3 protein-coding genes are annotated in these 2,578 nt (G+C 42.4%); 1 reads left to right on the top strand and 2 read right to left on the bottom strand.

Going from position 1 to position 2,578, the window contains the following annotated elements:
• The coding region (locus IKL48_03085) for a hypothetical protein (GenBank protein ID MBR3603658.1) at nucleotides 1–1,014 on the bottom strand (1,014 nt) is incomplete at its 3' end.
• Between the two features lie 309 nt (nucleotides 1,015–1,323).
• Between IKL48_03085 and IKL48_03080 the strand changes: the two genes are divergently transcribed.
• The gene (locus IKL48_03080; GenBank protein ID MBR3603657.1) at nucleotides 1,324–2,250 is read left to right on the top strand and encodes a WYL domain-containing transcriptional regulator; all 927 of its coding nucleotides are present in this window, start codon (nucleotides 1,324–1,326) and stop codon (nucleotides 2,248–2,250) included.
• On the opposite strand, the gene IKL48_03075 is transcribed toward IKL48_03080, so the two are convergent.
• Nucleotides 2,233–2,409 (bottom strand): hypothetical protein, encoded by a 177-nt coding sequence (locus tag IKL48_03075; protein ID MBR3603656.1) that lies wholly within the window; start codon nucleotides 2,407–2,409, stop codon nucleotides 2,233–2,235. The two genes, IKL48_03080 and IKL48_03075, sit on opposite strands and share 18 nt — an antisense overlap.
• Between the last annotated feature and the right edge of the window lie 169 nt (nucleotides 2,410–2,578).

The following is a 2,578-nucleotide window of genomic DNA, read 5'->3' as shown; positions in this document are numbered from 1 at the left end:
TTGGCATAAAGTATCTACGGCTTTTCCTAATGCATACGTAATTGCCGCTGCAACTGTCGCGTTGGCAATATTCCCCAAGACAGGAACGAATTTAAGCAATTGACCACACAACCAACGTCCTGCCTGTGATACACCCAAGGATGAAATCAAGCCAGTTACTGTGCCCGTAGCTACCTGTACATTATATGTTCTTAAAATTTTAAAAATCAACACACCCTGTAAGCCAGCTAAAACAGGCGCATCCGCAAACGGGATAGGGGCAGCACCTATGCCCGCCGCTGAAGTAGCAGCTGCTAAAATCCATTTGTTAATCTGTTGCTTCTTGATTTCAAGAGCACCCCTAAGCGCCCAAACAAACCTGCTTTGAAACACTTCCCCCAGTACGCTCCAAGTCCACTCGGTTAATCTATTCCAGTCGGTAACTTCTGGATTATCTTTAATAGCAGGGGCCATACTGATTTGGAAGACAGGAACTTTCGGCAACTCTATGCCTGCAATTCTCTTCAACTCTTCCAGTTGTTCCTCGCTCATTTCATCAATTTTACTGATGACAAGTGCAATTTGATACTTGTTCATTTCTTGAATCTCTTTGATAAGAGAAATATCGTAATCCGTAATTTTTTTACCTGCACCGGAAACAAAATACCACACAACTTGGATTCCATCCGGCCCCTGGGTAGACGGATCTTTCAAGAAACCATCCATAACAAGCTCCCGGTAATGTTCCTGTTTCCCGATTTCATACCCTTCACTATCATAAATATTGATGTTTTTACCATCGTACCATTTAATACCTATCGTGCATGGTTTTGCACCATCTCCCACTTCGGCAGTTCCAAAGATGTATTCCGTCGCAGCGGTAGTTTTTCCAGTTCCCGTTTGCCCCATCAGTAAAACAGACGGTTTCTTATTATTTTTTTGGAATTCGTTGACTTGTTCCTCTACAGCCTCATTGAGTTTTTCTTGACTATATTCTTGCATGTTTTCCCCTTTTACTTCAAAATATATTTCCATCCTATCAAATCTGTGCGACAACTCACTTGTCGCGCTACTTTGCTATCCTATATTCAACGGACAAATAAAAAGGCGGCGCGTTACGTGAGCCTTTGGAATAACCCATATAACCGCCGCCCGTCCACCCCTCAACGGGACAGACAAGAACGATTATTTTGAGGATTCCAAAGTGCCGACGGACAAGTCCGCCAGCTCTGCTTAGCCCTTAGCCAAGCTTCCTAAAATAAATCACAAATTTACAAGGGATAAATCCCTTACGCAAATTGTAACATTATTGGCACAGAAAAGGAAATAGAATATAATAACATTATGATTAAGGCCGCCACGCTACATAAATTCACCCGTATTTTGTATCTACTTAACAAGTTAGATAAAGGCCGCATCACACTCACGCAAGAGGCCAAAGAACTCGGCTTTTCCGCCCGCACTTTGCAGCGCGATCTGCACGAAATAGAACGCGCCGGGTTTCCATTGGCAGAGATTAGTGCAGGGCGGTACGGCTTTGCGGAAGGATTTTCGCTACGTAAAATGCCGCTTTCCGCGCGGGATAAAGCACTCCTTGCCCTTACCGGGCAGTTAGCCGAATCTTTGGGCCCCAATTGGCACGCCAGTTTTAAACGGCTGACCGAACAATTTGTGCGCCCCAATCCGCAAGATATCTACTTTATTAAAATGCCGCGCATGTGGCACAGCATTTCTCCCAACATTTTGGAAAAATTAGAACAGGCCATTTTAAAACACCAATATATAGATGTTTATTATAAATCCCAAACCAAACGGGCCTGGAGCCGTGAACTGCGCCCCTTGAAAATAGCCCTATTTGACGGATTTTGGTACTTAATTGCACTAAATAGCTGGAACACTTTTATGAAATTCTCGCTTGGGCGTATTGATCAAGTACGTACCCATGCTCAAACTTTTGCACCTGTTGCTATTGATGACAAACTGGCGAAATCGCCCAACATTTGGTTTGACACGGAGCAAAATGTAGAAATTAAACTAAAAATTGCTCCTTCTATTACCGGCTATTTTAAAGAGGTAGAATTTTTCCCCTACCAAAAAATTGAAAAAGAACTCAAAAATGGTTCTTTGCTCATTTCGTGCAAAACAGCTAATTTTATGCAGGTACTCCCGCAAATACAGCGCTGGCTACCCCACATTGAGGTCATCAGCCCCGATGAACTAGCACAAGCTTTGCATAAACAACTTGAAAACTATCTAAAACAAATGCCCTAAATCATAGAGAACCCTAAAAATGCGGTAAGGGGCGCAAATAACCTGGTAGGCCACAACAATTCCTAAGACACTCCAAGAATAATTACCCCATTTAGGCCATTTACGCATGCCAATAAGTCCACTCAAAACAGCAACCAGTAATGTTAATATGTATTCCATAAACCCCTCCTATAAAAATTTTTGTTGCTTTTATAGGATAGCAAACCCTACCGACACCGTATTGTCGCGGAATATTTTGTAGCTATTGCTTATTCATTAATGCAAGATTTTTTCGTGAGAAAATGAAAATTTTCCCTGCTTGTTCCCTGTTCCGGATTTTAGGGAATTG

The organism is Elusimicrobiaceae bacterium, assembly GCA_017520185.1.
GTDB lineage: Bacteria > Elusimicrobiota > Elusimicrobia > Elusimicrobiales > Elusimicrobiaceae > Avelusimicrobium.
The sequence above is the reverse complement of the archived record's forward strand: the minus strand, read 5'-3'. Positions and strand labels throughout refer to the sequence as shown.

What these genes read in the sequence shown, in the direction of transcription:
- IKL48_03080 (MBR3603657.1), top strand. Translation starts at nt 1,324, where the DNA reads ATGATTAAGGCCGCCACGCTACATAAATTCACCCGTATTTTGTATCTA.
- IKL48_03075 (MBR3603656.1), bottom strand. Translation starts at nt 2,409, where the DNA reads ATGGAATACATATTAACATTACTGGTTGCTGTTTTGAGTGGACTTATT.